Consider the following 26103-nt stretch of genomic DNA (forward strand, 5'->3'; position numbering starts at 1 on the left):
GGGGGATCAAGGGCTGTGGACAACGCCCGGTGTGCGGGTGCGGATAGCTCTCAGGCAGGGGATCCCTCAGGGTCCCGTAATACTCGAGTCTGATGCGAAGACGGCTCTGCGGTCTGACGACCGGCGTGTTCTGCGTCACTACCTTCGAAGACGTGACTGTGATCGCGACCGAAAGCCTGAGCAAGCGGTTCCCCCGGGTGACCGCACTTGACCGGCTCTCCGTGGACGTGGGGCCCGGTGTGACGGGGCTCGTGGGTGCCAATGGAGCCGGCAAGTCCACACTGATCAAGATCCTGCTGGGTCTGTCCCCCGCCTCCGAGGGCCGTGCCGAGGTGCTCGGCCTCGACGTCGCCACCGAGGGCGCCGCCATCCGCGAGCGGGTCGGCTACATGCCGGAGCACGACTGCCTGCCGCCCGACGTCTCGGCCACCGAGTTCGTCGTCCACATGGCCCGCATGTCCGGCCTGCCGCCGACCGCGGCACGTGAGCGCACCGCGGACACCCTGCGGCATGTCGGCCTGTACGAGGAGCGCTACCGCCCCATCGGCGGCTACTCGACCGGCATGAAGCAGCGGGTGAAGCTCGCCCAGGCACTCGTCCACGACCCGCAGCTGGTGTTCCTGGACGAGCCGACCAACGGCCTCGACCCGGTCGGCCGCGACGAGATGCTCGGCCTGATCCGCCGCATCCACACCGACTTCGGCATCTCGGTCCTGGTCACCTCGCACCTGCTGGGCGAACTGGAGCGCACCTGTGACCACGTCGTCGTCGTCGACGGCGGAAAGCTCCTGCGCTCCAGCTCCACCAGGGACTTCACCCAGATCACGACGACCCTCGCGCTCGAGGTCACCGACACCGACGAGCACCCGGACGGCACGCGCGCGATGCGCGAGGCGCTCCACGCGCGCGGGGTGACCGTCGAGGACGGCAGCGGCCTGCCGGGCGCCGGCCACATCCTGCTGCTGACCGCGGAGGGCGAGGAGACGTACGACCTGGTGCGGGACGTCGTCGCCGACCTGGGTCTCGGCCTGGTGCGCATGGAGCAGCGAAGGCACCACATCTCGGAGGTCTTCACGAACGAGGACGAGCAGCGGAAGGAGGCGGTCGGCCATGGCCGTTGAGCAGCCAGTGCGGACATCTGTCCCACCGTCGGGTGACCAGACCCGCATCCACAACATCGGCTACCGCACCTACGACGGCCCCCGCCTCGGCCGCTCCTACGCCACTCGCTCGCTCTACTCGCAGTCCCTGCGCGGCTCCTACGGCCTCGGCCGCTCGGTCAAGTCCAAGGTGCTGCCGATGCTGCTGTTCGTGGTGATGTGCGTGCCCGCGGCCATCATGGTCGCCGTCGCGGTCGCCACGAAGGCGAAGGACCTGCCTGTCGACTACACGCGTTACGCGATCATCATGCAGGCCGTCATCAGCCTGTACGTCGCCTCGCAGGCGCCCCAGTCCGTCTCGCGCGACCTGCGCTTCAAGACCGTGCCGCTGTACTTCTCGCGGCCGATCGAGACCGCGGACTACGTGCGCGCGAAGTACGCGGCGCTGGCCTCCGCGCTGTTCATCCTCACCGCGGCTCCGCTGCTCGTGCTCTACATCGGCGCGCTGCTGGCCAAGCTCGACTTCGCCGACCAGACCAAGGGATTCGCACAGGGACTCGTCTCCGTGACACTGCTCTCGTTGCTGTTCGCCGGTATCGGACTGGTCATCGCCTCGGTCACCCCGCGGCGGGGCTTCGGTATCGCGGCCGTCATCGCCGTCATGACGATCTCCTACGGCGCGGTCTCCACGCTCCAGGCCATCGCCCAGGCGCAGAACAGCACCAGCGCCATCCCCTGGATCGGCCTCTTCTCGCCCGTCACACTGATCGACGGAGTCCAGTCCGCGTTCCTCGGCGCCAGCTCGGCGTTTCCCGGCGGGATCGGTCCCACGAAGGGGGAGGGCGTGGTCTACGCGCTCGTCGTCCTGGGCCTCATCGCCGCGAGCTACGGCCTCCTCGTGCGCCGCTACAAGAAGGTGGGCCTGTGACCACGCCCAGCCCGTCGCCCGCCACCACCCTTCCAAGGAATGGGCTGCGCCCATGAGCACTCTTACCATCGACCACGTCTCCCGTTGGTTCGGCAATGTGGTCGCCGTCAACGACATCACCATGACCATCGGCCCCGGCGTCACCGGCCTGCTCGGCCCCAACGGCGCCGGGAAGTCCACCCTCATCAACATGATGGGCGGCTTCCTGGCCCCCTCCACCGGCACCGTCACCCTCGACGGGCAGCCGGTGTGGCGCAACGAGGCCATCTACAAGCACATCGGCATCGTCCCCGAGCGTGAGGCGATGTACGACTTCCTCACCGGCCGTGAATTCGTCGTCGCCAACGCCGAGTTGCACGGTCTCGGCGCCAAGGCCGCCGGGCGGGCCCTGGCCACGGTCGAGATGGAGTACGCGCAGGACCGGAAGATCTCCACGTACTCCAAGGGCATGCGGCAGCGCGTGAAGATGGCGAGCGCCCTCGTCCACGACCCGTCGCTGCTCCTGCTGGACGAGCCGTTCAACGGCATGGACCCGCGCCAGCGCATGCAACTCATGGAACTGCTGCGGCGGATGGGCGACGAAGGCCGCACGGTGCTGTTCTCGTCCCACATCCTCGAAGAGGTCGAGCAGCTTGCCCGGCACATCGAGGTCGTGGTCGCGGGACGGCACGCGGCCAGCGGTGACTTCCGCAGGATCCGCCGTCTGATGACCGACCGGCCGCACCGCTACCTGGTGCGCTCCAGCGACGACCGTGCCCTCGCGGCCGCGCTGATCGCCGATCCGTCAACGTCCGGCATCGAGGTCGACCTCGCGGAGGGCGCGCTGCGCGTCCAGGCCGTCGACTTCGGCCGGTTCACGGCCCTGCTGCCGAGGGTCGCCCGCGACCACGGCATCCGGCTGCTCACGGTCTCGCCCTCGGACGAGTCCCTGGAGTCCGTCTTCTCGTATCTGGTCGCGGCGTAGGAGGCCGAAGATGTACGACCCCACAGTCGCCCGGCTCACCTACCGGGCCCTGCTCGGCCGTCGCCGGGCCCTCATCCTCGGCGCGCTGCCGCTGCTGCTGATCGCGATCTCCGTGGTGGTGCGCGGCCTGGCCGGCGCCGACGACCAGACGGCGGCCGACCTGCTCGGCGGGCTGGCGCTCGCCACGATGGTGCCGATCATCGGCGTCATCGCGGGCACCGGCGCGATCGGCCCGGAGATCGACGACGGCTCGGTGGTGTACCTGCTGTCCAAGCCGATCAAGCGGCCCACGATCATCGTCACCAAGCTGATCGTGGCGATCGCGGTGACGATGGTGTTCTCCGCGGTGCCGACCCTGATCGCGGGCTTCGTCCTCAACGGCAACGGTCAGCAGATAGCCGTCGCCTACACGGTCGCGGCCCTGGTCGCCTCCATCGCCTACGCGGCCCTCTTCCTGCTCCTGGGCACGGTGTCGCGGCACGCGGTGGTCTTCGGGCTCGTCTACGCCCTCGTCTGGGAGGCACTGTTCGGTTCTCTCGTCTCGGGTGCGCGCACGCTCAGCGTCCAGCAGTGGTCGCTGGCGGTCGCCCACAAGGTGACGGGCGGGGACCTGGTCACCTCGGACGTCAGCCTGACGACGGCCACGGTGCTGCTGGTCTCGGTCACCGTCCTGGCCACCTGGTACGCGGGACAGAAGCTGCGGTCGCTGACGCTCGCGGGCGAGGAGTAGGCGACGCCGGTCCTGACGGGGGCTTCACCCCCGTCCGGGCACACTCGATCCAGGGGACGCACCGCTGGGAGGCATGGGAATGGCTGACGAGGCGCTGCCGTACGACGAGTGGGACGGGGTCGTCCTCGACGAGGCGTTCATACGCTCCGCCGGGACCACCGAGCCGTCCGCCCGTGCCCGGATGCTCGCCGCCCGCTGGCGCGCCGAGTCGCCCGAGCCGCAGCCCTGGCGGTCGGACGAGCCGCCGGCGGGATGGTTCTTCAGCAAGGCGCGTCGTCGCAGGTGGCGGCGCCGGTAGCGGCTCATAAATCAGTGGCGTCCAACTCGGCGTACCGGCACAGTGGTTGTGTTCGCACCGCCGGTCCGGGAACCGGCGCCACATTCTGGGAGAGGAGCCGGGCGATGTCCATGCACGACAGTACGTCCGGCTCCCGACAGGGCAGCCAGCGGCGGGCTCCGGAGTACTCGCTACCCCTCCGTTGAGTCCGCCCCGCACGGGGTGCTGCCCGGGGCGGCCGCTTCGAGCACGCGATGTGTCTCTCGCGTGGGTCGCCCACCCGGAGGATTGGCCGAGTGGTAAGGCACTGGCTTGCTAAGCCAAGGTCGGGGGAAACCCCCGCGCACGTTCGATCCGTGCATCCTCCGCAAGACGTTGTCACTGGGAAGACGTTGTCACTGGGACTTGGCCGAGGAACCGACAGGCCGTCGCACGGGTGCGGGAGCGCTGTGGCTGGTCGCGCCCATGCGGCGGAGCCGCACAGTGATACAGCCCCGCGCCCCTGATCGCCTGCGGCGATCGCGCGCCCCGGCCACCCGATCCGACAGGGCTCAATCCAGCAGTCGCTCCAGTACCGTTGCGATGCCGTCCTCCTCGTTGGAGGTTGTCACCTCGTGTGCCACGGCCTTCAGTTCCTCGTGGGCGTTGGCCATGGCCACGCCCCGGGATGCCCAGGCGAACATCGGGATGTCGTTGGGCATGTCGCCGAAGGCGATCGTGTCGGCGGCCTTCAGGCCCAGGCGGCGGGCCGCGAGGGAGAGCCCCGTCGCCTTGGACAGGCCCAGGGGCAGCAGCTCCACGATGCCCTCGCCCGCCAGGGCGACCGTGACGAAGCCGCCCGCGGCCCGGCGGGACGCCTCGGCCAGCTCGTCGTCCGAGAGCGTGGGGTGCTGTATGTAGATCTTGTTCAGCGGGGCGGCCCAGAGATCGGACACATCCGTGAGCGGGGTCGCCGGGAGGGTTCCGGTGACCGCGTACCCGGGGCCGACCAGCACCTCCCCGTCCAGGCCGTCACGGCTCGCCGCCAGGAACAGCGGGCCCACCTCGGCCTCGATCTTGGCCAGGGCCACACCCGCGAGCCGGCGGTCCAGGGTGACGGAGGTCAGCAGTCGGTGCTCGCCGGCGTCGTACACCTGCGCGCCCTGACCGCACACCGCGATGCCCCGGTAGCCGAGGTCGTCGAGGATGTGCCGGGTCCAGGGGACCCCGCGCCCCGTGACCACGATGTGCGCGGCGCCCGCCGCGGTGGCCGCGGCGAGCGCGTCACGGGTGCGCTGCGAGATCGACTCGTCGGAGCGCAGGAGCGTTCCGTCGAGGTCGGTGGCGACGAGTTCGTACGGGAAGCCGTCGCTCACCTGGCCAGCGGCTCCAGGACCTCCCGGCCGCCCAGGTAAGGACGCAGCACCTCGGGCACGCGGACCGAGCCGTCGGCCTGCTGGTGGTTCTCGAGGATCGCCACGATCGTGCGCGGTACGGCGCACAGCGTGCCGTTCAGCGTCGCCAGCGGGCGGACCTGCTTGCCCTCACGGACGCGGATCGACAGGCGGCGGGACTGGAACTCGGTGCAGTCCGAGGTCGACGTCAGCTCGCGGTACTTGCCCTGGGTCGGGATCCACGCCTCGCAGTCGAACTTGCGGGAGGCCGAGGCGCCCAGGTCACCGGTGGCGACGTCGATGACGCGGAACGGCAGCTCCAGCGAGGTCAGCCACTGCTTCTCCCAGTCCAGCAGGCGCTTGTGCTCAGCCTGCGAGTCCTCGGGCGTGACGTACGTGAACATCTCGACCTTGTCGAACTGGTGGACGCGGAAGATGCCCTTGGTGTCCTTGCCGTGCGAGCCGGCCTCGCGGCGGAAGCAGGGCGAGAAGCCCGCGTAGCGCAGCGGGAGGCGGTCCGCGTCGATGATCTCGTCCATGTGGTAGGCCGCCAGCGGCACCTCGGACGTGCCGACCAGGTAGAGGTCGTCCTTGTCGAGGTGGTAGACGTCCTGGGCCGCCTGGCCGAGGAAGCCGGTGCCCGCCATGGACTGAGGGCGGACCAGGGCCGGAGTCAGCATCGGCGTGAAGCCCGCGGCCGTCGCCTGGGCGATCGCCGCGTTCACCAGGGCCAGCTCCAGCAGGGCGCCGACACCGGTGAGGAAGTAGAAGCGCGAGCCGGAGACCTTGGCGCCGCGCTCGACGTCGATCGCGCCGAGCAGCTGGCCGAGCTCCAGGTGGTCCTTGGGCTCGAAGCCCTCGGCGCCGAAGTCGCGGATCGTGCCGTGCGTCTCCAGCGTGGCGAAGTCCTCCTCGCCGCCGACGGGCACGTCGGGGTGGACGAGGTTGCCGAGCCTGAGCAGAAGCTCCTGGGTCTCGGTGTCGGCCACGTCGCGCTCGGCGTCAGCGGCCTTGACGTCGGCCTTCAGCTGCTCGGCGCGCTTGAGCAGCTCGGCCTTCTCGTCCGCGGGGGCCTTGGGGATGAGCTTGCCGAGCTGCTTCTGCTCGGCGCGCAGTTCGTCGAAGCGGACGCCGGACGACCTGCGCCGCTCGTCGGCAGACAGGAGGGCGTCGACGAGCGCGACGTCCTCTCCACGGGCGCGCTGGGACGCGCGCACACGGTCGGGGTCCTCACGGAGCAGGCGAAGGTCAATCACGGGCTCAAGGCTACCGGTGCGGGGTGGCCGCCCACGAATCACTATCCCGACCCGTTCCGAATCGCGGCATACGTTGCGTTATGCGGTAATTGCCGAGCGTGTCAATAAAAAGTGTCTCACTCCCTGGGACGGAGCATGCGGCGGGCGCCGGGTTGACTCGATTTCCTTGCGGAGAGCGGGACTTGGCGGCTCGGTTGTCCACAGGAACCCACGCCCCGGGAGGAGTTATCCACAGGCTGTGCGAAGGATCTGTGGACTTCGGAATTGATCACTCCGGAAGCGTTCGACGGGCCGAAGAATTCCCGGTTCAAACCACCCTGACGCCTACTTTCGGGTGGAAATGGATCGCCCCAAAAGATGAACCAAAGGAAACGGGTGGACGAAGGGTGACGTGCGTGGCGGCGGCCCCATCTGGGGGCTGGAGGACGATTTGTCGACTGAGTGGTACTTCGTTGTCGACTTGTCCCCAGGTCGAGAGGGCAGCCTGTGGATAACTTCTGTGGATAACGAAGGTATGCAGGTAGGACTGGCTAGAAACGGCCGTCCTGGCACCGCGCGACCCAGTCCGCCGCCGCCACGAACTCCTCGTCGGACGTCCCCGGCAGGGCGGGCTGGACGTCGTCCGGCTGGATGTCGGCACGCGGGTACGAGCCGAGGAACCGTACCTGCAGACAGATTCGCTTCAGTCCCATGAGGGCCTCGGCCATCCGCCGGTCGGAGATATGCCCCTCGGCGTCGATGCAGAAGCAGTAGTTGCCGATGCCGGCGCCGGTGGGCCGGGACTGGAGCAGCATCAGGTTGATGCCCCGGCTGGCGAACTCGCCGAGGAGGTCGCGCAGCGCGCCCGGGTGGTCGTCGCGCTGCCACAGCACGATGGAGGTCTTGTCCGCACCGGCCGGGGCCGCGGGCCGGGCGGGCCGCCCCACCAGCACGAACCGCGTCTGCGCGTTCTCCGCGTCGTGGATTCCGGTCTCCAGGGGCACCAGGCCGTACCGGGCGGCCGCGAACTCACCGGCGAAGGCGGCGTCGTACCGGCCCTCCTGGACCAGGCGGGCGCCGTCCGCGTTCGAGGCGGCCGACTCCCAGGTGGCGTCGGGGAGGTTGGCCTTGAGCCAGTTGCGGACCTGCGGCTGGGCGGCCGGGTGGGCGGTGACCGTCTTGATGTCGGACAGCTTGGTGCCGGGCCGCACCAGCAGTGCGAACGTGATCGACAGCAGCACTTCGCGGTAGATCATCAGCGGCGCGCCCGCGACCAGCTCGTCGAGGGTGGTCGTGATGCCGCCCTCGACCGAGTTCTCGATCGGCACGAACGCGGCCTCGGCCTCACCGGCGCGCACCGCGTCGAGGGCGGACTGCACCGACACATACGGGATCAGCTCGCGGGTCGCCGCCTCCGGAAGCGTACGCAGGGCGACTTCGGTGAAGGTTCCCTCGGGGCCGAGATACGCATAGCTCGCTGGCATGCTCCTCACCCTAATCGCCCTGGGGCGACACGGCTGACGTGTCTCACGACAGCCCCACCCGGGGGTGAATCCGGGCGCTCTCAGCCCTCCAGCAGCCGCTGTCCCACGTACTCTCCGCGCACCGCCCCGCCCGGCACCGCGAACAGTCCGCTCGCCTCGTGCCGGATGTACGTCGACAGCGCGTCCCCGCGGTCGAGCTTGCGCTGCACGGGCACGAAGCCGCGCAGCGGGTCGGCCTGCCAGCAGACGAAGAGGAGCCCCGCGTCGGGCACCCCGTTCGTGTCGAAGCCGTCGTGGTACGAGAACGGGCGCCGCAGCATGGCCGCGCCCCCGTTGCGGTCGGGCCGTGTGATCCGGGCGTGCGCGTTTGCCGGGACGACGTAATTGCCCTTGGGGTCGGCCTTCTCCAGGTCCATGGCGGTGGTCTCGGTGCCCCCGGACAGCGGCGCCCCGTCGGACTTGCGCCGGCCGATGACGTCCTCCTGGGCCTTGAGCGACAGCTTCTCCCAGTCGTCGAGGAGCATGCGGATGCGGCGTACGACGGCGTAGGAGCCGTTCGCCATCCAGGCCGGGTCCTTCGAGCCGGATGCGGGGACGAAGATCCGCTTGTCGAAGTCGGAGTCGGCCGGCTTCGGATTGCGGGTGCCGTCGAGCTGGCCCATGAGGTTGCGGGCCGTCATGGGGTGGGCGGTGGCGCCCGGGGTGCGGTTGAAGCCGTTCATCTGCCAGCGGATGCGGGCCGCGCCGCCCGCGTCCTTCTGGACGGCGCGCAGGGCGTGGAAGGCGACCAGGGCGTCGTCGGCGCCGATCTGCACCCAGAGGTCGCCGTTGCTGCGCGTCTTGTCGAGGTGGTCGGAGGAGAAGTCGGGCAGCGGGTCGAGGGAGGCCGGGCGCTGCTTGTCCAGTCCGGTCCTGGCGAAGAAGCTGTTGCCGAAGCCGAAGGTGATCGTCAGCGAGGACGGGCCGGCGTCCCGGGCCACGGCCGTGTCGTCGTGCGCGGCCGTCTCGCCCGCCATCAGCCGCTCGGCCGTCGTGGACCAGCGGCGCAGCAGGGCGGCCGCCTCCTTGCGGCCCGCGCCCGCCGCGAGGTCGAAGGCGACGAGGTGGCCGCGGGCCTGGAGGCCCTCGGTGATGCCGGGTTGATGTTTCCCGTGAAACATCGCCCGGCCGGAGCCCAACGAGGTCAGCGGGGTGGCCTGGGCGGGCGCGGCCGCGTACCCCGCGGCCGTGCCCGCCCCGCCGAGCACGAGCCCGGTCGCACCGGCGGTGCCGAGCAGCTTCCGTCGCGATATCCCCGGTCCGGAGTCGCCGGTGTCGGAGGCGGTCGCCTCGGGGTTGATCACTTCGGAGGGGGTGGACTGGTCAGCCATGGTGCGGTTCAGCCGATCTGCGCGTTCTTGGAGACGGTCGCCTGGTCGATGTCGGAGGTCCGGACGGTCACGGCGATCTTCCATTCGCCGGCCATGGGGATCTGCACTCCGGTCGCCGTCCAGTGTCCGGTGGAGACATGGTCGGGGGTCACGGGAAGTGGCCCGATCTTCTTGGCTTCGAGGGTGAAGGCGACCTTCACCTCGGGGATGTCGAAGGCGCGGCCGTTGGGCCGCTGGACGTAGACCTGCATTTCGTTGCCGCCCACGCGCGCGGGGTCGAGGTCGAACCGTACGACGCCCTTGCCGTCCTTGCCGCCCGTGTCGAACGGCATGTCCAGGGTGAGCGCCCCGGAGGACGAGGTCGATGACGAGGACGAGGCGGCGGACGACGTGGCGGCCTTGGCCTCCTGCTCGGTGCGCCCCGGCTCGGTCTGTGTCAGCACGGTGGTGACGGCGAGCAGGACGACCGCCACGCCCGCCTCCGCGAGCACCGAGCGGCGCAGACCGAAGCGGTGGGGGTCGGCCTCCCGCAGCCGCTTCTGCCGTGCCGTGTCCACGGCGGCCTGCTGCCGGGAGAGCTGGGCGGCACGCTCGGAGTCGCCGGCCGCGGCCGGGGCCGTGACGTGCTCCTTGGCGGGCAGCTCGGCCTCGGCCTCGGCCTCCTCCGTGGCGACCGCCGTGTCCGCGAGCCGGGCCGTCCACCGGCGTGAGATCCAGGCGATGCCGACGAGCAGCAGGACGAGCCCGATCTTGACGAGCAGCAGCTGTCCGTACCGGGTGCCGGTGAATGCCGCCCAGGAGCCGAGCTGGCGCCAGGACTGGTAGGTGCCGGTGGCGACCAGCGCGAGCACGGAGCCGAAGGCGACGCGCGAGAAGCGGCGTACGGCGGCGGTCTCGACGGGGGTGTCGGCGGGCGCCCGGTAGAGCGCGACGAGCAGGGCGACGAGTCCGCCCAGCCAGGCGGCGACCGCCAGCAGGTGGATCACGTCGACCGGCATGGCGATGCCCGGCTGGAGCCCGGTCGAGGCGTGCTCGGCCATCGCCCAGCTCGCCGCGAGCCCGGCGGCGACGACGCTCCCGCCGATCGCGAGCCCGAAGGTCAGGTCGCGCTTCTCCTCGTCCTCGCTTGAATCAAGCTGTCGGCGCGTAGCGCCGTCGTTCAGGGGGGTGGTGGGAGACGGGCGGGCGTAGGCGCCGAAGAGCACGGCGATGAAGAGGGCGGCCGCGGCGAGCAGCAGCAGCCGGGAGACCAGTGCGGCGCCGGTCTTGGTCTGCAGCACCTGGCCGAGCAGGTTCAGGTCGAAGACGTCGCCGAACGAGCCCGAGGTCGTGTAGGAGCCGCGCAGGAGCAGCAGCCAGAGCGTGGCCGCGGTGAGGGTGAGCCAGCCGCCGACGACGAGGCGTTGCATGGCCCGTACCCCGGAGCCGCGCTGCCAGCAGGCGAGCACGAAGGCGGCGCCGCCCGCCAGCACGATGAATCCGGCGTACGACGCATACCGCCCGAATCCATACAGCCAGCCCACGGCTCCGCCGCCCGCGGTCTGGTCGGAGACCGAGACGGTGGTCAGGGAGGGAGCGCCGACGGAGAAGGTGTAGGCGCCGGCGACGGGATGGCTGTCCGCGGAGACGACCTGGTAGGTGACGGTGTACGTGCCCTTGGCCAGGCCGCTCTTGAGCTGCACGGCGTAGGTCGTCCCGCTCACCTCGGACGGCTTGCCGACGTCGACCCGCTTGCCCTTGGGGTCGAGGACGCGCAGCGAGTCGTCGTTCATCGCGACCTTCTCGGAGAAGGTGAGCGAGACCTGGTCGGGCGCCTTGTCGACCACCACCCCCTGCGCGGGGTCGCTGCCGGTCAGCGCGGCGTGCGCGGAGGCGGGCCCGGCACCGGCGAGGAGCGCGCAGGTGACGGCCAGGAACAGCAGCACCAGGGTCCGCAGGCGGGGGGTGATGGTCCGCGTCAAGGTTGGTCCCTCCCTCAGTGTCAGGTCGACGGGTTGTACGTGGCGGACCTCACCGGCATCTCGACGGTGACGGGTCCGGACTTGGCGAACTTCAGCTCGACGGTGACCGTGTCGCCCTGCTTCGGCTTGCGCTTCAGCTTCTCGAACATCAGATGGTTGCCGCCGCTTTTGAAGACGAGTTGACCGTGTGCGGGTACGGCGAAGGAGGTGACCTCCCGCATCGCTCCGCCGACCGTGTCGTGCATGGTGACCTCGCCGGCGACGTCGCTGGTGACCGAGGTCAGCTCGTCCTTGGTGCCGCCCTTGTTCGTTATCGTCAGGAAACCGGCCGCCATGTCGGCCGAGACGGGCTGGGGCATGTAGGAGGCCGCGACCGACAGTTCGGCGTCGGAGTCGTCGGAGCCGCCGCAGCCGGCGAGGGCGAGCGCGCCCGCCAGTGCGGCGGCGGGGACGGCGAGACGCCTCACGGGTTCGCTCCCTTGATGATCTTGGGGAGGTCCTTGGTGTAGTCGTCGACCGTGGTGTCCTCGCCGTAGATGAGGTAACCCCCGTCGGTCTTCGGCGAGAAGGCGACGACCTGGGTGCCGTGGACGGAGACGATCTTGCCCTTCTTGTCCTTCTTCGTCGGCTCGATTGAGATGCCGAGGGAGCGGGCGCCGGCCTGGATGGTGGAGAAGTCGCCGCTCAGGCCGATGAACTGGGTGTCGATGCCCTTGAGCCACTTGGCGAGCTCGGTCGGTGTGTCGCGGGCCGGGTCGGTGGTGACGAACACGACCCGCAGCTTGGCCTGCTCGGCCTCGGGCAGCGACTTCTTGGCGACCGCGATGTTGTTCATCGTCAGCGGGCAGATGTCCGGGCAGTGCGTGTAGCCGAAGTAGATCAGCGTCGGCCGGCCCTTGGTCTCCTGGCGGAGGTCGTACTTCTTGCCGTGCGTGTCGGTGAGAACCAGGTCCGGCTTCTCGAACGGCTGGTCGAGTACGGTCGCGGCCTTGGCCGAGCCGGACTCCTCGGAGACCACGGCGATGGGCGACTTGTCGTCGCCGCTGCCGCAGGCGGAGAGGGCCAGGGTGGCGGCGGCGAGCAGCGCGGCCGCGGCGAACGTCTTCTTGCGCATAGAAAAATGTCCCAGATGTGATTGCTCCGGCGCGCACCGGGGTCGTACGCAAGAGTCGCACGACCCCCTGTGCGCGGTGTGGGCGAGCGGGCCTCAGGCGTCGGACCGGCGGCGCCCGGCGAGCACGCCGTACGCGACTCCCGCCGCGCCGACGACGATGCCGACCACGCCGAGCACGCGGGCGGTGGTGTCGCTGCCGCCGGAGGAGTCGGACGCGGTCGTGGTCCCGGCCTTGGAGGTCTTGTCCGAGGCGTCCTTCGCGGTCGTGGAGCCGTGCCCGTGCTCATCGGTGGAGGCGGCGGACAACTCCAGTACCGGCGCCGGGTTCTCGGGCTCCTCCTGGCCGTCCTGCTGCACCTCGATCCAGCGCACGACCTCCTTGTCGGAGTACGTCTGGACCGCCTTGAAGACGAGTTCGTCGGTGTCCTCGGGCAGGGCGCCGACGGAGAGCGGGAACTTCTGGAAGTAGCCCGGCTCGATGCCCTTGCCGTCGGCCGTCCAGGTGACCTTGGTGACGGCCTCGGAGATCTTCTTGCCGTGCATCTCCAGCGGCTTGTCCAGCTTGGACTTGGTGACCTTCACGGTCCAGCCGTCGATCGGCTGCGGCATCACCGAGGCCAGCGGGTGGTCGGCCGGGAAGTTGACCTCCAGCTTGGTGGTCGAGGTGTTGTCGCGCTCGTTGGGGACCTTGAAGTCGACGACCGCGTAGCCGCCCTTGGCAGCCGTTCCCTCGGGCTGCACGGAGACGTGCGCGAACGCGGGGGCGGAGACGGCGAGGACGGCCGAGCCCGCGACGGCAGCGGCGGCGGCGATACGAGAAGCCTTCATGGCAGGAAGCACTCCACTCCGGGTGAGTTCCGGTGAGTTCCGGTGAAAGAAGATGAGGAAGAGGGGCGCGCACGAGGTGCACGCGTGCGTGCCGCACGACGGCGGCGCGGCCCCTCCCTCCCGGTCCGGGCGGAGTGGTGCGGTCGCGTCGCGTCAGGCGGCGAGGACGAGCGCGGCGGCGGGCGGGCCGCGCCGTGTCACCGCGTGCTGGAGCGCGGTGGTGTGCGGGGCGGGCGGTTCGTCGAAGGCGGTACGCCGCTGTCGCGGGCCCGCCTCGGCGGCGGCCGGGAGCCCGGCGCACAGGGCGCGCACCAGTGCGAGCGCCCCGCGCAGGGAACGTACGAGCGCTCCCTCGGCGACTCCGTGCGCCGACAGCTCGATCAGACGCAGCAGGGCGAGGTCGCCTCGGCGCATCAGCCAGCCGACGGTGACCGCGGCGAGGACGTGGGCGAGCAGCATCGGCAGGGACGGCAGCAGCGACTCCGAGGAGCCGGTGGCGTCCCCCGCGTGCTGCATGGCGCTCATGTCCGTGCCGGAGCCGGGGAGGAGGCGCGCGGCGGCGAGGAGCCGGTAGGCGTGGGCCGGGGTGATCGCCGTTGCGCCGGTGCCGCACACGAGCCGCGCGGCGCGTTCGACGAGCATGGCGTCGCTCATGGAGCCCATCGAGCCCATCGAGCCCGTCGAGCCCATGGTCATCGTGCCGGACGACATGGCGGCCATACCGTGCTGGCCCAGTCCGAACAGCGTGTGCAGCACGGTCTGGCCGAGCGCCAGCAGTGCCGCGATCCCCGGCAGTGAGCGCTCCCGCCCCGCGAGCGGTGCCACCAGCGCGAGGGCGCCCAGGAATCCGGCGCCGAGCGTCCACAGCGGGATGGTGCCGCAGGAGGCCAGTGTGTGCCCCGCCGCGGCCAGCACGACACAGACCGCGGCGAACACCGCGGCCCGCAGGATCCGGACCGGGTGTCCGGAGCGCGCCGTGCGCGGGTGGGGGGCAGTCATGGCGCGCTCATCATCGCACTGGGCGCGCCGGGGACCGACGGCAGGCCCGCAAAGTTCTGTAGCGACCGGAAGGTCGCACTCTGCCGCGAGCGCCCCCTCATACACCGATTTCCGCCCGCGCGCATCGTCCCTATGGGCGGCGTCACGCCAACGGAGTGCTTACACACGGGTACGGGCGGCAATAGGTAACGGTATGTCGAGCCGCGGCCAGGAGGCTGGAGCATGAGCATCTGGTGGTCACTCCATCTGCGGCGCGAGGCCGCGAGCGTGCCGCTCGCCCGGCGGCTGCTGCTCGGCACGATGGAGACCGCGGGCGTCGACCCCGACGTCTGCTACGACCTGTCGGTCGCCCTCAGCGAGGCCTGCGCGAACGCCGTCGAGCACGGCGGGGACGCGACACGGGGAGGCTCGTCGGAGGCGTACCGGGTGACCGCCTACCTCGACGGCGAGAAGTGCCGTATCGAAGTGGCCGACTCCGGACCGGGGTTCACCCGCGCCCAGGGGCTGCGGCCCCCGCGCGCGGACGCCGAGCACGGCCGCGGGCTGTGTCTGATCAGGGAACTCGCCGATCATGTCCACATCGGCAACAAGCCGGGCCGGGGCGGGACGGTGGTGAGCTTCGACAAGATTCTCAAGTGGAAGAAAGATCCTTCCCTGCTTACGGCATGACGGCTGCGCAGGGATAACGGCCGCGCTAGGGTGCGCGCATGAATATCGAAACCGAGAAAATATTCGGCGGTGTGATACTGCGGCCGCTCGTTCAGGAAGATGCTTCGGTGCTTTGTGCCGCATACGTCGAGAACCGGAAACATCTCGAACCGTGGGAGCCGTGCAGACCGGACTCCTTCTTCACCGTCGAGGGTCAGAGGGAGCGCCTGGACGGGCTGCTGCGGCAGTACGCGGAGGGCGGTCTCGTGCCCTGGGTCCTCCAGGCGGACGGCGGGCGGATCGTGGGGGCGATCACGCTGTCCGGGATCTCGATGGGACCCTTCTGCAGCGCCTATCTGGGTTACTGGGTCGCCGCCGACCAGCAGAACCGCGGGCTGGCCAGCGGTGCCGTGGAGCGGGTCTGCCGTATCGCGCGGGACACGGTCGGACTGCACCGGATCGAGGCGTCCACGATTATCGAGAACACCGGTTCCCAGCGTGTGCTGAAGAAATGCGGATTCGAATCCATCGGCATGGCTCAGAGCTATTTGCACATCAATGGAGAATGGCGTGACTGCCATCTTTTCCAGCGGGTCCTGCACAACGCGGATCCGGCCGGGTGACCGGGTGTTCTCGGCCGACTTCGGCTGACTGGGCCTTCACAGCTCGTTGAGAGCTCATGCTCATGCGCCTGACAAGCGGCGTTCCTAACTTCCTCGACCATGACGGGAAACCACAGAAACACCTCCATCACCCGGCGCCGCGCCATCGCGGTGACCGGGGGCACGGTCGCGGCCGGCGGCCTCGCGGTCGCCGGTTACCAGTCGGCCTTCGCCGACACGGTCACCGACACCGAGACGACCGCGTCGGCCTCGGCGACCTCGACCGGCAGCACCTGCATGACGCTGATGTCGAGCGTCACGGAAGGGCCGTACTACCTCGATGGCGCCTTGGTGCGCAAGGACATCACCGAGGGCAAGAGTGGCGTCCCGCTGACCCTGCGCCTGACCGTCGTCGACGCCACCGACGGCTGCACCCCGGTCTCCGGCGCCGCCGTCGAGATCTGGCACTGCGACGCCTGGGGCTACTACTCCGGCTACACCACCGCCAACCCCGGCGGCTCGGCCCCGGCGGAGAGCGAGGACGGCTCGACCGCGAACGACAAGACCTATCTGCGCGGCTACCAGATCGCCAACGCCAACGGGGTCGTCAAGTTCGAGACGATCTTCCCCGGCTGGTACACACCGCGCACCTGCCACATCCACGTGAAGGTGCACACGGGCGGCGAGAAGGAGGACGGCACCTACGAGGGCGGCAAGGTCAACTACACCGGCCAGCTGTTCTTCGACGACGACATCGCCGAGGCGATCTTCGCCCTCGAGCCGTACTCCAAGCACTCCGGCAGCTACACCGTCCTCGCCGACGACATGGTCTACGACGGCGGCGGCGCCTCCAGCGGCCTGCTGACCCTCAAGGCCGTCCACAAGAGCGACCCGTCGAAGGGCTACAAGGGCTCCCTCACCCTGGGCATCGACCCCGACGCCGAGAACACCGGCGCGGGCAGCGGCGGCGGAGGCACCCCTCCGAGCGGCGCCCCGACGGGCACACCGCCCAGTGACGCCCCCACGGGCACACCGCCCAGCGACAGCCCCTCCCCGTCGGCCTCGGCGTCCTCGTAAGGTACGGCCATGAGCAGCCGCGAGGACGACGCGCTGGCGCAGGCCGCAGTGGAAGCGCTTACCGGCCAGCTGGCGCTGGCCCCCAAACCGGGGCTGCCCGACCCGCGCGACCTGGACGCCCGTACCACCCGCCGGGACCACAGCTCCCTGCGCTGGTCGGCCAGGGCTCTTGCGCCCGGCCTCGCGGCGATGGCCGCCTCCGCCCGCCGCACCGGCGAACCCACCCAGGCGTTACGGGCGGAACTGGGAGCCATCGGGCGGTGCGCCGAGCACTCGGTGTACCTGGCGGGCGGCGGGCACCGCGGTGCCCTGTGGGCACTCGGCCTGCTGGTCGCCGCGACCGCCCTCGACCCCCGTGCCAAGCACCGGGAGATCGCCTCGACCGCCCGGAAGATCGCCGCGTTCACCGACCGCGGCGCCCCGCGGCGGGCGTCGCGCGGGTCCTCCATCTCGGCCAAGTACGGCGCGGCCGGCGCACGGGGCGAGGCCAGGGCCGGATTCCCGCACGTGCGGCGGGCGTTGGACGCGCTGGCAGTGGCCCGCTCGGCCGGCGCCACCGAGGCGCAGGCCCGCCTCGACGCCCTCCTCACCGTGATGTCCACCCTCCAGGACACCGAACTGCTGCACACCGCGGGCCCGCTCGGCCTGCGCCATGTGCAGACGGGCGCCCGCGAGATCCTGGAGGCGGGCGGTACCGCGACGGAGGCGGGCGCGGCGGCGCTGACCGCGTTCGACGCCGACCTGCACGCGCGCGCGTGGAGCCCTCGCGGCAGCGCGGGGCTGCTCGCGGGGGCCCTGTTCCTGGACTCGCTGCCGGTCAGCCCACGAGCACGGGCCGTGTGATCCCTTCGGGAGTACGGCCGGCGGCCCTCCGCGCCGTCGGCCCCGTCGCGTAAGCCGCCGGCGTGGCCCCGTCGCGTACGCCGCCTGCGTGGCGCCGTCCGGCAGCGGCCGGCCCGGGGTGCCCCGCTCCACCGGCAGGGACGTCAGCACCAGCGGGCCGAGCGTGCGCGCCACCGTGCCGCCGGTGCCGAAGAAGCCCTGCCACCAGGCCTTTCCACGGTCCGGTTCCACGGTCCGGTTCACACCCCGTCCAGCACCTTCGTCAGCACCTCCAGCGCCTCCGGATACACCCGCTCCCGAGGCGTGCCGTACCCGACGATCAGCCCCTGCTCCGGTCCCCCGCCGGGTGCGCCGGGTGTGTGCCAGTGGTCCCCCAGGCGGCCGAGGGCGAGCCCCTCCGCCTCCGCGCGCGCGAGCACCTCCGCCTCGTCGGCGACCTCCACCAGGGCGTGCAGCCCGGCCGCGATCCCGCGCACCCGCCGACGGGGGCCCAGCCGGTCCAGGAGCTGGTCCCGGCGGCGCCGGTATCTGAGGCGGCACGCGCGCACGTGGCGGTCGTACGCATGGCTGCCGATGAGCTCGGCGAGCGCCAACTGGCCGATGGACTCGGTGTGGTGGTCGCTGTGCAGCTTGGCGTCCGCGACCGCGTCGACCAGCTGGGGCGGCAGCACCATCCAGCCCAGCCGCAGCGCGGGGCCGAGGGTCTTGGAGGCGGTGCCCAGGTACGCCACCTGGCCCGGCGCCATGCCCTGCAGCGCGCCGACGGGCTGACGGTCGTAGCGGAACTCCCCGTCGTAGTCGTCCTCGACGATCAGGCCCCCACGCGCGCGTGCCCAGTCGCTGAGCGCCCGCCGCCGCTCCGGGTGGAGGGTCACGCCGGTCGGGTACTGGTGGGCGGGCGTGACGACCACGGCGGCCGCGTCGCCCAGCTCCTGCGCGCGGGCCCCGCGATCGTCGACCGGTACGGGCACCACGCGCCCGCCGTTGCGCCGCACCACCTCCCGGTGGAAGGGCAGTCCGGGATCCTCCATGGCGACGGCGGCGCCGTCCAGCACGCGCGTGAGGAGCGCGAGGCCCTGCACATACCCGGAGGTGATCACGATCCGCTCCGGCGGTGCGATCACCCCGCGCGCCCGCCCCAGATAGCCCGAGAGCGCCGTGCGCAGTTCGATCCGGCCGCGCGGATCGCCGTAGTCGTACGCCAGTGACGGCGCCGTCGCGATGGCGCGGCGCAGCGCCCGCAGCCAGGCGGCCGCCGGGAACGCCCCGACGTCCGGGCTGCCGGGCCGCAGATCGAAACGGGGCACACGCGCGCGTGCGGCCGCCTCCGGCGTGCCGGCGTCGACGGAGGGCAGCGAGGCCACCTGGGTGCCCGAGCCCTGTCGTGCCGTCAGATACCCCTCGGCGACCAGCTGGTCGTACGCCGCCTTGGCCGTGCCGCGTGAGATCCCGAGCTCGGAGGCGAGCCGCCGGGTCGCGGGCAGCCGGGTCCCGGGTGCCAGCCGGCCGTCGCGCACGGCGTCGCGCACCGCCCGTTCCAGCCCGACCCGGCGTCCGTCCGCCGCGTCGGGTTCCAGATGCAGGTCCACACCGACACCGGACCAGAAGTCGTCCACGAAAAGCCTCCCCCTAGGCACGTGAATGGCCGGGCACCTTCCCGGTGCCCGGCCATCAGTGTGACGTCAGCCCTTCAGCGAGGCCATCCACGCCTCGACCTCGTCGGACCGCCGGGGCAGTCCGTCCGAGAGATTCCGGTTCCCGTCCTCGGTGACCAGGATGTCGTCCTCGATCCGGACGCCGATGCCCCGGTACTCCTCCGGCACGGTCAGGTCGTCGGCCTGGAAGTACAGGCCCGGCTCGACCGTGAGCACCATGCCGGGCTCCAGCACGCCCTCGACGTACGTCTCCGTCCGCGCGGCCGCGCAGTCGTGGACGTCCATGCCGAGCATGTGCCCGGTGCCGTGCAGGGTCCAGCGGCGCTGCAGGCCGAGCTCCAGGACGCGCTCGACCGGGCCCTCGACCAGCCCCCACTCGACGAGCTTCTCGGCGAGCACGCGCTGGGCGGCGTCGTGGAAGTCGCGGTACTTCGCGCCCGGCTTCACGGCCGCGATGCCGGCCTCCTGCGCCTCGTACACGGCGTCGTAGATCTTCTTCTGGATCTCGCTGTACGTGCCGTTGACGGGCATCGTGCGCGTGACGTCGGCGGTGTACAGGGTGTGGGTCTCGACGCCCGCGTCCAGCAGGAGCAGGTCGCCGGAGCGGACCGGGCCGTCGTTGCGGACCCAGTGCAGCGTGCAGGCGTGCGGGCCGGACGCGCAGATGGAGCCGTAGCCGATGTCGTTGCCCTCCACGCGCGCGCGGAGGAAGAAGGTGCCCTCGATGTAGCGCTCGGAGGTCGCCTCGGCCTTGTCGAGGACCTTCACCACGTCCTCGAAGCCGCGCACGGTCGAGTCGACGGCCTTCTGCAGCTCGCCGATCTCGAACTCGTCCTTGATCAGCCGGGCCTCGGAGAGGAAGACGCGCAGCTCCTCGTCGCGCTCGGCGGTCACCTTGTCGGTGAGGGCCGCCTCGATCCCGGCGTCGTAGCCGCGCACCACGCGGACCGGGCCGGTGGCCTCCTTCAGCTTCTCGGGCAGCTCGCGCACATCGGCGGCGGGGATGCCGTACAGCGCCTCCGACTCGGTGAGCGAGTGCCGGCGGCCGACCCACAGCTCGCCCTGGCCGGAGAGCCAGAACTCGCCGTTCTCGCGGTCGGAGCGCGGCAGGAGGTAGATCGTCTCCTGGTGGCCGTCCGCGGTGGGCTCCAGGACGAGGACGCCGTCCTCCGTCTGGTTGCCGGTGAGGTACGCGTACTCGACCGACGACCGGAAGGGGTACTCGGTGTCGTTCGAGCGGGTCTTCAGGTTGCCCGCCGGGATCACCAGGCGCTCGCCCGGGAAGCGGGCGGACAGCGCGGCACGGCGGCGTGCGGTGTGCTCCGCCTGCTCGACCGGCTTCAGATCGTGCAGCTCCGTGTCGGCCCAGCCCGACTGCATGCTCTCGGCCAGCTCGTCGGAGACGCCTGGGTACAGGCCGTTCTTCCGCTGCTTGGGCTGCTCGGACTCAGTTTCCGGGGTCTCCGGAGTGAGCTCGTCGGCCACTGTCATCCTCCTCGATACGGCGCGGGACCCCTATCATCGTACGGTCGCACCGGGGAGGCCCTGGGCGGGAAGAGCTGTTATGCCCACTCATGCGAACCGTGGCGGCCGCCCGGCAGGAGCGGACAGTGCCGCCCGCTCAGTCGAAGCGCGCCGCCAGCAGGACGACGTCCTCCTCGCTGTCGGCCGCGTCCAGGCCGTCCGGGAGCACCGTGCGCAGCACGTGGTCGGCGACGGCTCCGGGGTCGCGGCGCAGGGCGCGCGGCACGCTCACGGCCGCCGCGTGCAGCCGGGCGAAGGCGCGGTCCGTGGGGTCGCCGGTGCGGTGCAGCAGCCCGTCGGTGTAGAGCAGAACCGTCTCTCCAGCCTCTGCCTGGAACTCCACGCTGGGCGCCTCCCAGCAGGCGAGCATGCCCAGGGGCGCGGACACGGAGGTCTCCGCGAACTCGGTGCGCCGCTCGCCGATCAGCAGCGGCGGGCTGTGTCCGGCGCCGGCCAGGGTGACCTTGCGCAGCGCGGGTTCGCAGTAGGCGAACAGGGCGGTGGCGGAGCGGGCGGGCTCGGTCAGGCGCAGCAGCAGTTCCAGGTCGGACAGGACGGCGACGGGGTCCTCGCCCTCCATCACGGCGTAGGCCCGCAGGGACGCTCTGAGCCGGCCCATGGCGGCAACCGCGCTGGGCCCTGATCCGGTCACCGAGCCGACCGCGAGGCCGAGCGCGGCGTCGGGCAGCGGCAGCGCGTCGTACCAGTCTCCGCCGCCGCGGGGGCCGCTGCGGTGCCGGGCGGCGAGCTGGACGCCGGCCACCCGGGGCAGCCGGGTCGGCAGCAGTTCTTCGGAGATGGTGGCCATGCACGCGCGCGTGCGCGCGACCTCCACCAGCCGGGCCAGGTGTTCGGTGGCGTAGCGGACGTACAGGCCGACGAGGTGGCGCTGGCGCTCGTTCGGCTCGGCGGGCTCGTCGTAGAGCCATGCCGTTGCGCCCAGGCGCCCTGCCGTCTCGGTGGACAGGGGGAGGGCGTAGCTGGCGGCGTAGCCGAGGCGGGAGGCCACCTCGCGGTGGCGGGGGTCGAGGCCCTCCTCGGCGAACAGGTCGGGGTGGCGGATCTCACCGACGCCGCCGGGGAGTCCGGCGGACGTGTCGAGCAGCCTGCCGTACGACGTGGCGCCGCGCGGCACGGTCTCGATGTGGCCGAGATCGGCGCGGCCGAGACCCAGGCCGATGGTGCTGTCGGGGCCGAGGCCGTCACCGGGTTCCAGAACGACGAGACCGCGCCGGGCGCCCACGAGGGCGGCTCCGGCGCGCAGCAGTTCCTGGAGCGCTCCGTCGAGTGAGTCCGTGCGGGCCAGACGTTCGGTGAGTTCGTGGAGGGTCGTGAGATCCGAGACCCAGGCGGCCAGCCGGTCCTGCAGGAGGGTTCCCGGCGCGGGGGCGTGGGGGGCTGGAACGGGAGTGCTGCCCGGGGCGGGGGGTGCGGGCGCGACAGTGTGTGCGGGCGTGGGAACCGTTGAATCGATTCCGGCCACTTTCGGAGGGTGGGGGGAGTTCATGGTGTCCGGCCTTCAGACCGGTGCGTATTGCTCAAAAGCATCGCAAACCCCCATGTCATTCTGCGCCGCTAGCGGTGTCTCCACATGTACACGCACTCGTGAGGGGATGTCCAGCATTGTCCTGCTGGGATTCCTGGTGTCCGTGGGCCTCTTGTGAGTTCCTGCCGGACCTCTTGCGCAAAGGCAAAGTTGGCTTAAAACTGCCTCGGGTATCGGTTCATTGCGGTCGACTGGGCTTGCTCCACAGAGCGTCACGACGGTCGAGATGGGTACGTACTCGGAGAAGGCCAGGGGTGGTTGGGAGCCACCCGGAACCTGGCAACGGACCCGGGCGTCTTAGCCACCGACGACCGTGCCCCATCCTCCCGTGGCGGAGGCGGAGAGAAATACGCGGAACGGCAAAACGCCAGACTTCGCCACCCCCACCCCGCGGCCGTGCTTTTGATAGACGCAGTATGGACGCGGGTGCGGCCAATGTTCGGCCCTTTGGGGTTCCCCCTGCTCAGGGCAGGGGTGTGATGCGCCAACAGGTACGCACAGTGAAGTGATCGACACATGATGTGATGTGGTCCACGGTGTTGCCAGCGGTGCAACGGAAAGGAACGAGCGCTCATGCGCGAGATCCTCGGAAGGCGACGCAGGCTCCTGTCCAGGCGGAACGGCGGGCGGCCTGAGATGATGCTCAGCGCGGCCCTGGCCTTCGCGACGGAATGGCAGTGGCCCGTACTCCCGGGTGTGGCCCCGGACCCGCAGGGGCGGGCCCGCTGCGCGTGCCCCGACCCGGAGTGCACGGTGCCCGGCGCGCACCCCTTCGACCCCGGCCTCCTCGCGGCCACCACCGACGAGCGCATGGTCCGCTGGTGGTGGACCAACCGGCCGAGCGCGCCCGTCGTCCTCGCCACCGGCGGCAAGGCCCCCTGCGCGGTCAGCCTGCCGGCCCTCGCGGCCTCCCGTGCCCTCGACGCGCTCGACCGTCGCGGCATGCGCCTCGGCCCGGTGATCGCCTCGCCTACACGCTGGGCGCTGCTCGTGAAGCCGTACTCGATGGAACAGCTGGGCGAACTGCTCTACGCGAAGGACTTCGTCCCCGGCTCCCTCCGCTTCCACGGCGAGGGCGGCTATCTCGCCCTGCCCCCGTCCGAGACCGGCCAGGGCGCCATCCGCTGGGAGCGCGCGCCGCTGCCCGGCTCGGCCTCGCCCTGGGTGCCGGACGTGGAGGCCGTGGTGGACGCCGTGGTCGACGCCCTCACTCGTACGGGTGTGAGCGCGCCCGAGTTGTAAGGGTGTCGGGCGCGCGTGGAACCGGCCGCCCGCTTTAGGTCGTTATCTTCCGGTACATGAACGTTCGTTTGCTCGCCCTCGCGGGCGTCGTGGCCTGCGCGGTCGCGCTGCCGCTGACCGTGGCGTCCGCGGGGCCGGTGGGCGACTCCGCGCGGCCGGTGCCCGACGAGGCGCGGGCGGCCGCACCGGCCTCTCCGCGCGGCGACGCCAAGGACCGCTCCGCCGTGACCGGCGGCTCCCCGCGGGTGCTCGGCCTGGGCCTGGCCACCGCCGCCCGCTGTGGTCCCGAACTCACCTCCCCCGACGGTGTCGAGGCCCAGACCTGCGTCATGACACAGGGTGAGGACACCTGGGCGCGCGCCTACTACCGCAACGTCACCGGCAAGGCCCTGGACTCCGCGCTGAGCCTCATGGGGCCCGGCGGCCGCACCGTGCGGATGCGCTGCGCCGGGGACGCCGACGACGAGCCCGCCACCTGCGAGACGCCCCGGGAGCACGCACGGGGCGGTCTGGACGCGTACACGGCCGTCGCGGAGTTCGCGGCGAGGGGCGAGGACGGACCGCTGCTGCTGCGCTCGATGAGCAACTCCGAAGAGTCCAACGGCAGTTGACGAACGCCTGCGTTCCGTACAGCGGCGCCGGACATGGAAAGACCCGGTTGCTGGCGACGGGGGATGCACCAGCAACCGGGCTATTGGAACGGTAACAAGAGATCGGCTGTTAGCAAATTCGATCTCGGCTATTCGGACACCGATTTGCCTGTCCCGTTCGGGAGTTGTGACAGGAGTCACCCGCTTCGGCGAGATGACAGCGGCTGACCGGTCGGTCAGCCGCGTCCCTGGGTGAACCCGGCGCGTCAGCTCAGCGTGACCTGCCGGTTGGTCAGGCCGCCGCGCGCTCGGCGCTCGTCGGCGGTGAGCGGTGCGTCCGAGGCCAGAGCGGCGGCGAAGCGCTCGGCGAACTCGGCGGCCGGCTTCTCCACGTCCTCCGCCGTGACACCGCTCGGCAGGTCCCAGACCGGCACGGTGAGCCCGTGAGCGCGGAAGGAGCCGACCAGCCGGGTGCCCTCGCCGAGGTTCGAACGGCCCGCCGCGTGCAGCCGTGCGAGGGCGTCCAGAAGCTGCTCCTCCGGATACGGCATGACCCAGCGGAGGTGGTTCTTCTCCGGGGTCTCGCACCAGTACGCGGAGTCCACGCCGGTCAGCTTCACCGTGGGGATGGCCGCGGCGTTGGCCCGCTCCAGGGAGGCGGTCACCTCCGGCGTGGCGTTCTCCGGGTCCGGGACCCAGAACTCGAAGCCGCTGTGCACAACTGGCTCGAACGCGCCTTCGGGGTCGAGCAGGTCCTGCAGCCGCGGACCGTCGGCCGGGGCACGCCGGCTCTGGACGGGCGTGCCCGGTTCCGCGGTGAGGGCGCGCTGGAGGGTGTCGGCCAGGTCGCGGCTGATGTCGCCGGAGGCCGTGTCGTTCTGCAGGCCCAGCAGGACCGAGCCGTCGTCGCGGCGCAGGGCCGGCCACGCCATCGGCAGCACCGTGGCGAGCGTGACCGACGGGACGTCCTCGGGGAGGCCGTCCTTCAGGGGCAGCTCGACCGTGGCGGCGGGCACCAGCTCGCGCAGCGCCACCCAGTCGCCCTCGCCCGGCAGGCCCTCGAAGGGGCGGTGCACCAGCTCGGTCGCGGCGTGCGCGGCGGCCCGGCCGTGGCATGCCTTGTAACGGCGGCCGCTGCCACAGGGGCAGGCCTCGCGGGCGCCGACCACCGGGATCTCTGCATCGCTGAGCTGCGGGCGCTCGGCCTTCGTCTGAGGTCGCTTCTTGGCCATCGTGGGTGTCTCCCGGTTACGGCTCGTCTCGTACGGGCGGGAGCCTAGCCGTTCGCGCCATGATCGACGGGGACCTGTGGACAACGGGCACGTGCGGTCGTCGCGCGGCTGTGGACGACGGGGCCCACGGCCGGTCCTCAGTCCAGGTCGTCGAACGCGTCTACGAAGTCCAGGCCGGAGACCGAGGGCGCCGTGACGCGCGTAGCGAAGTCGTCGCGGCGGTGCCCGGCATCGGGATCGTGAACGTCGTCGTGGACCACGACCCACACCGTGACCTCGCCCCGGGCGTCGTCCCGTACGCCCCAGTCGTCCGCCAGCGCCGTGACGATGTTCAGCCCGCGGCCGCCGTGCGCGGTGACCGACGGGGTGGCCGGAGCCGGGCGGGTCGGGCCGCCGCCGTCCGTCACCTCGACGACGAGCCGGCCGCGTGCGTCCACACGCCAGGCCGCCCGGATGTCGCCGTCCCCGACCGGCGCGTCGCCCAGGGGGCGCCCGTGCCTGCAAGCATTGCTCAACAGTTCGGAAAGGATCAGTACGGCATCGTCGATGACCGATTCCGATACGCCACCTATGCGCAGCTGATCGCGCATGCGATGTCTTGCTTCCCCCACGCCCGCAGGGCCATGGGGTACGGCCATGCTCGACGACGTGGGCACCTCCTGTGCCACCACCAACGCCACCCCCGAGACCTCCTTTGCCCCACGCCACGGTGTGAATGCCCCATTGGCCTGTACCGGAAACCGGCCAGTCCAGGCACGGTGACGCATTCGCAACGATCGAA

General features: G+C 71.1%; 25 protein-coding genes and 1 tRNA gene. 12 read left to right on the top strand and 14 right to left on the bottom strand.

The window, feature by feature from the left end:
* Positions 1–158: 158 nt before the first annotated feature.
* The 6 genes from ACIPSA_RS23850 (at position 159) to ACIPSA_RS23875 (ending at position 4367) form a co-directional block, all read left to right on the top strand.
* Positions 159–1121, top strand: coding sequence for an ABC transporter ATP-binding protein (locus ACIPSA_RS23850; RefSeq protein WP_402638136.1), 963 nt, complete (start codon positions 159–161; stop codon positions 1119–1121).
* The gene (locus tag ACIPSA_RS23855) at positions 1111–2028 is read left to right on the top strand and encodes an ABC transporter permease (protein WP_402637992.1); all 918 of its coding nucleotides are present in this window, start codon (positions 1111–1113) and stop codon (positions 2026–2028) included. Before ACIPSA_RS23850 ends, ACIPSA_RS23855 begins: the two co-directional genes overlap by 11 nt.
* Positions 2029–2080: 52 nt before the next feature.
* Positions 2081–2992, top strand: coding sequence for an ABC transporter ATP-binding protein (locus tag ACIPSA_RS23860; protein WP_402637993.1), 912 nt, complete (start codon positions 2081–2083; stop codon positions 2990–2992).
* 10 nt (positions 2993–3002) lie between these two features.
* Entirely contained in the window at positions 3003–3722 is a 720-nt protein-coding gene (locus tag ACIPSA_RS23865; RefSeq protein WP_402637994.1) for an ABC transporter permease subunit, read from the top strand.
* A 79-nt stretch (positions 3723–3801) separates the two neighbouring features.
* Positions 3802–4020, top strand: coding sequence for a hypothetical protein (locus tag ACIPSA_RS23870; RefSeq protein ID WP_402637995.1), 219 nt, complete (start codon positions 3802–3804; stop codon positions 4018–4020).
* A 261-nt stretch (positions 4021–4281) separates the two neighbouring features.
* Positions 4282–4367 (top strand) — tRNA-Ser (locus ACIPSA_RS23875).
* Between the two features lie 183 nt (positions 4368–4550).
* On the opposite strand, the gene ACIPSA_RS23880 is transcribed toward ACIPSA_RS23875, so the two are convergent.
* From ACIPSA_RS23880 to ACIPSA_RS23920, 9 genes are all read right to left on the bottom strand, one after another.
* Complete coding sequence (locus tag ACIPSA_RS23880) at positions 4551–5354, bottom strand: HAD family hydrolase (protein WP_402637996.1); 804 nt, start codon at positions 5352–5354, stop codon at positions 4551–4553.
* Positions 5351–6628, bottom strand: coding sequence for a serine--tRNA ligase (gene serS / locus ACIPSA_RS23885; protein WP_402637997.1), 1278 nt, complete (start codon positions 6626–6628; stop codon positions 5351–5353). Before serS ends, ACIPSA_RS23880 begins: the two co-directional genes overlap by 4 nt.
* Before the next feature lie 530 nt (positions 6629–7158).
* The gene (pheA, locus tag ACIPSA_RS23890) at positions 7159–8091 is read right to left on the bottom strand and encodes a prephenate dehydratase (protein WP_402637998.1); all 933 of its coding nucleotides are present in this window, start codon (positions 8089–8091) and stop codon (positions 7159–7161) included.
* 80 nt (positions 8092–8171) lie between these two features.
* On the bottom strand, positions 8172–9461 hold the full coding sequence (gene efeB, locus ACIPSA_RS23895; protein ID WP_402637999.1) for an iron uptake transporter deferrochelatase/peroxidase subunit: 1290 nt from the start codon (positions 9459–9461) through the stop codon (positions 8172–8174).
* Between the two features lie 8 nt (positions 9462–9469).
* Entirely contained in the window at positions 9470–11422 is a 1953-nt protein-coding gene (locus ACIPSA_RS23900) for a copper resistance CopC/CopD family protein (protein ID WP_402638000.1), read from the bottom strand.
* Between the two features lie 20 nt (positions 11423–11442).
* Positions 11443–11889 (bottom strand): copper chaperone PCu(A)C, encoded by a 447-nt coding sequence (locus ACIPSA_RS23905; RefSeq protein WP_402638001.1) that lies wholly within the window; start codon positions 11887–11889, stop codon positions 11443–11445.
* On the bottom strand, positions 11886–12536 hold the full coding sequence (locus ACIPSA_RS23910) for an SCO family protein (protein ID WP_402638002.1): 651 nt from the start codon (positions 12534–12536) through the stop codon (positions 11886–11888). Before ACIPSA_RS23910 ends, ACIPSA_RS23905 begins: the two co-directional genes overlap by 4 nt.
* Positions 12537–12629: 93 nt before the next feature.
* Positions 12630–13364 (bottom strand): YcnI family protein, encoded by a 735-nt coding sequence (locus ACIPSA_RS23915; protein WP_402638003.1) that lies wholly within the window; start codon positions 13362–13364, stop codon positions 12630–12632.
* Positions 13365–13517: 153 nt separating this feature from the next.
* Positions 13518–14363 carry a hypothetical protein gene (locus tag ACIPSA_RS23920; RefSeq protein WP_402638004.1) on the bottom strand — a complete coding sequence of 282 codons (846 nt, stop codon included), beginning with the start codon at positions 14361–14363 and terminating at the stop codon, positions 13518–13520.
* Between the two features lie 222 nt (positions 14364–14585).
* Between ACIPSA_RS23920 and ACIPSA_RS23925 the strand changes: the two genes are divergently transcribed.
* From ACIPSA_RS23925 to ACIPSA_RS23940, 4 genes are all read left to right on the top strand, one after another.
* Positions 14586–15032, top strand: a complete 447-nt coding sequence (locus ACIPSA_RS23925; protein ID WP_402638005.1) for an ATP-binding protein — start codon at positions 14586–14588, stop codon at positions 15030–15032.
* Positions 15033–15070: 38 nt separating this feature from the next.
* Positions 15071–15634 carry a GNAT family N-acetyltransferase gene (locus ACIPSA_RS23930; RefSeq protein ID WP_402638006.1) on the top strand — a complete coding sequence of 188 codons (564 nt, stop codon included), beginning with the start codon at positions 15071–15073 and terminating at the stop codon, positions 15632–15634.
* 99 nt (positions 15635–15733) lie between these two features.
* A complete protein-coding gene (locus ACIPSA_RS23935; protein ID WP_402638007.1) occupies positions 15734–16690 on the top strand; it encodes an intradiol ring-cleavage dioxygenase in 957 nt (318 codons plus the stop codon).
* A gap of 9 nt (positions 16691–16699) precedes the next feature.
* Positions 16700–17533, top strand: a complete 834-nt coding sequence (locus ACIPSA_RS23940) for a triphosphoribosyl-dephospho-CoA synthase (protein ID WP_402638008.1) — start codon at positions 16700–16702, stop codon at positions 17531–17533.
* Between the two features lie 239 nt (positions 17534–17772).
* On the opposite strand, the gene ACIPSA_RS23945 is transcribed toward ACIPSA_RS23940, so the two are convergent.
* From ACIPSA_RS23945 to ACIPSA_RS23955, 3 genes are all read right to left on the bottom strand, one after another.
* The gene (locus ACIPSA_RS23945) at positions 17773–19149 is read right to left on the bottom strand and encodes a PLP-dependent aminotransferase family protein (protein ID WP_402638009.1); all 1377 of its coding nucleotides are present in this window, start codon (positions 19147–19149) and stop codon (positions 17773–17775) included.
* Positions 19150–19215: 66 nt separating this feature from the next.
* A complete protein-coding gene (locus ACIPSA_RS23950) occupies positions 19216–20679 on the bottom strand; it encodes an aminopeptidase P family protein (protein ID WP_402638010.1) in 1464 nt (487 codons plus the stop codon).
* A 130-nt stretch (positions 20680–20809) separates the two neighbouring features.
* A complete protein-coding gene (locus tag ACIPSA_RS23955; RefSeq protein WP_402638011.1) occupies positions 20810–22219 on the bottom strand; it encodes a PP2C family protein-serine/threonine phosphatase in 1410 nt (469 codons plus the stop codon).
* A gap of 612 nt (positions 22220–22831) precedes the next feature.
* Here ACIPSA_RS23955 and ACIPSA_RS23960 point away from each other — a divergent pair.
* Both ACIPSA_RS23960 and ACIPSA_RS23965 read left to right on the top strand, forming a co-directional pair.
* Positions 22832–23500: a bifunctional DNA primase/polymerase gene (locus tag ACIPSA_RS23960; RefSeq protein ID WP_402638012.1), complete on the top strand. Its 669-nt coding sequence runs from the start codon at positions 22832–22834 to the stop codon at positions 23498–23500.
* Between the two features lie 56 nt (positions 23501–23556).
* On the top strand, positions 23557–24111 hold the full coding sequence (locus ACIPSA_RS23965; protein ID WP_402638013.1) for a hypothetical protein: 555 nt from the start codon (positions 23557–23559) through the stop codon (positions 24109–24111).
* A 245-nt stretch (positions 24112–24356) separates the two neighbouring features.
* Here ACIPSA_RS23965 and ACIPSA_RS23970 read toward each other — a convergent pair whose 3' ends face one another.
* Positions 24357–25322 (bottom strand): DUF5926 family protein, encoded by a 966-nt coding sequence (locus ACIPSA_RS23970; RefSeq protein WP_402638014.1) that lies wholly within the window; start codon positions 25320–25322, stop codon positions 24357–24359.
* Between the two features lie 137 nt (positions 25323–25459).
* Complete coding sequence (locus ACIPSA_RS23975) at positions 25460–26089, bottom strand: ATP-binding protein (RefSeq protein ID WP_402638015.1); 630 nt, start codon at positions 26087–26089, stop codon at positions 25460–25462.
* Between the last annotated feature and the right edge of the window lie 14 nt (positions 26090–26103).

It is taken from the genome of Streptomyces sp. NPDC086549 (genome assembly GCF_044746205.1).
GTDB lineage: Bacteria > Actinomycetota > Actinomycetes > Streptomycetales > Streptomycetaceae > Streptomyces.

Bases quoted from the DNA above. Each gene is read 5' to 3' on its own strand.
- ACIPSA_RS23855 (WP_402637992.1), top strand. From the start codon at position 1,111: ATGGCCGTTGAGCAGCCAGTGCGGACATCTGTCCCACCGTCGGGTGAC.
- ACIPSA_RS23860 (WP_402637993.1), top strand. From the start codon at position 2,081: ATGAGCACTCTTACCATCGACCACGTCTCCCGTTGGTTCGGCAATGTG.
- ACIPSA_RS23865 (WP_402637994.1), top strand. From the start codon at position 3,003: ATGTACGACCCCACAGTCGCCCGGCTCACCTACCGGGCCCTGCTCGGC.
- ACIPSA_RS23870 (WP_402637995.1), top strand. From the start codon at position 3,802: ATGGCTGACGAGGCGCTGCCGTACGACGAGTGGGACGGGGTCGTCCTC.
- pheA (WP_402637998.1), bottom strand. From the start codon at position 8,091: ATGCCAGCGAGCTATGCGTATCTCGGCCCCGAGGGAACCTTCACCGAA.
- efeB (WP_402637999.1), bottom strand. From the start codon at position 9,461: ATGGCTGACCAGTCCACCCCCTCCGAAGTGATCAACCCCGAGGCGACC.
- ACIPSA_RS23910 (WP_402638002.1), bottom strand. From the start codon at position 12,536: ATGCGCAAGAAGACGTTCGCCGCGGCCGCGCTGCTCGCCGCCGCCACC.
- ACIPSA_RS23915 (WP_402638003.1), bottom strand. From the start codon at position 13,364: ATGAAGGCTTCTCGTATCGCCGCCGCCGCTGCCGTCGCGGGCTCGGCC.
- ACIPSA_RS23920 (WP_402638004.1), bottom strand. From the start codon at position 14,363: ATGACTGCCCCCCACCCGCGCACGGCGCGCTCCGGACACCCGGTCCGG.
- ACIPSA_RS23925 (WP_402638005.1), top strand. From the start codon at position 14,586: ATGAGCATCTGGTGGTCACTCCATCTGCGGCGCGAGGCCGCGAGCGTG.
- ACIPSA_RS23930 (WP_402638006.1), top strand. From the start codon at position 15,071: ATGAATATCGAAACCGAGAAAATATTCGGCGGTGTGATACTGCGGCCG.
- ACIPSA_RS23935 (WP_402638007.1), top strand. From the start codon at position 15,734: ATGACGGGAAACCACAGAAACACCTCCATCACCCGGCGCCGCGCCATC.
- ACIPSA_RS23940 (WP_402638008.1), top strand. From the start codon at position 16,700: ATGAGCAGCCGCGAGGACGACGCGCTGGCGCAGGCCGCAGTGGAAGCG.
- ACIPSA_RS23950 (WP_402638010.1), bottom strand. From the start codon at position 20,679: ATGACAGTGGCCGACGAGCTCACTCCGGAGACCCCGGAAACTGAGTCC.
- ACIPSA_RS23955 (WP_402638011.1), bottom strand. From the start codon at position 22,219: ATGAACTCCCCCCACCCTCCGAAAGTGGCCGGAATCGATTCAACGGTT.
- ACIPSA_RS23960 (WP_402638012.1), top strand. From the start codon at position 22,832: ATGCGCGAGATCCTCGGAAGGCGACGCAGGCTCCTGTCCAGGCGGAAC.
- ACIPSA_RS23965 (WP_402638013.1), top strand. From the start codon at position 23,557: ATGAACGTTCGTTTGCTCGCCCTCGCGGGCGTCGTGGCCTGCGCGGTC.
- ACIPSA_RS23970 (WP_402638014.1), bottom strand. From the start codon at position 25,322: ATGGCCAAGAAGCGACCTCAGACGAAGGCCGAGCGCCCGCAGCTCAGC.
- ACIPSA_RS23975 (WP_402638015.1), bottom strand. From the start codon at position 26,089: ATGCGTCACCGTGCCTGGACTGGCCGGTTTCCGGTACAGGCCAATGGG.